Genomic DNA, 1121 nt, shown 5'->3' with positions numbered 1-1121 from the left:
CCCCGACGGCGCTGCACACGCCGGTCTCCGGCAGCACCAGCCGGACTTCGCGGGCCGCGGCATGGTCTCCGGCAATATCGGCCACCACCGAGCGGACTTGCTCGTAGCCGGTCGCCATCAGGAAGGTCGGGGCACGGCCGTAGGATTTCGAGCCGACGATGGTGAAGCCCGGTTCGGGGTGCGCGAGCTCTGCAATGCCATGCGCCGGAACCGTGCCACATGAGTGGAAGTTTGGATCGATCAGCGGCGCCAGCGCCGGCGGCGCTTCGACGGCGGGATCGAGCGCGATGCGGATTTCGCTCAGGAACGACAGGTCTGGCCTGAAGCCGGTGGTGACGACGATGCGGTCGATGACCAGGTTGAACGGCTTGCCACCCAGGTTGGCGTCGACCACGAGGCCCTCGCCTTGTCTCTCGATGCCGTTGGCGGCGAAGGGCGCCAGCATGTTCAGCCTGCCATCCGCCATGGCCTGCCTGGCCGCCAATCCAAGCGCGCCGCGTTCCGGCAACTGGTCGTTCAGCCCGCCGCCGAGCAGTCTCTCGATGCTGGCGTGGCGCAGCGCCCAGAAGACTTCGGTGCCAGGCGCCGCATCCTGCAACTCCATCAGCGCCAAAGCGACGTTGATGGCCGAGTGCCCGCCGCCGATGGCCAGGATGCGCTTGCCCGCATAGTCTTCTCTCGCCTTGCCGACCACGTCGGGAATACCATAGGCGATGCGTGCCGACGCCTCGCCTTCGCCGGCAACCGGCAGCCCGTCGACGCCGATCGGATTTGGCCGCCACCATGTTCCGGACGCGTCGATGACCGCGCGCGCGAGAACGCGGTGTTCGCCGCCGGCATCGCGATAGCGGATAACGAAGGGCGCGTCCTTGCGGCCATCATTGGCGACCTTGTCGTGCCCCTGACGGGTGATCGCGGTGACCTCGGCGCCGAGCTTCAAATTGGCGGCGATCGCGGGAAGCCGGCCAAGCGGCGCCAGATAATCGCGCACGATCTCGCCGCCGGTCGGCAGGCGCTGGCTGTCCGGCGCTGTCCAGCCGGAGCGGTCGAGCAGCGCTCGCGCCGCCGTATCGATGTTGTATTTCCATGGCGAAAACACCCGCACATGTTCCCATTCGAGC

At 67.6% G+C, this 1121-nt stretch carries 1 protein-coding gene; it reads right to left on the bottom strand.

From position 1 onward, the window contains the following. Positions 1 to 1121, bottom strand: a 1121-nt coding sequence (locus EN750_RS35550; RefSeq protein ID WP_127399361.1) for a flavoprotein, incomplete at both ends; no start/stop codon positions are given.

This window comes from Mesorhizobium sp. M7A.F.Ca.ET.027.03.2.1 (assembly GCF_003999175.1).
Classification (GTDB): Bacteria; Pseudomonadota; Alphaproteobacteria; order Rhizobiales; family Rhizobiaceae; genus Mesorhizobium.
This window is presented reverse-complemented; position numbering and strand designations above follow the sequence as displayed.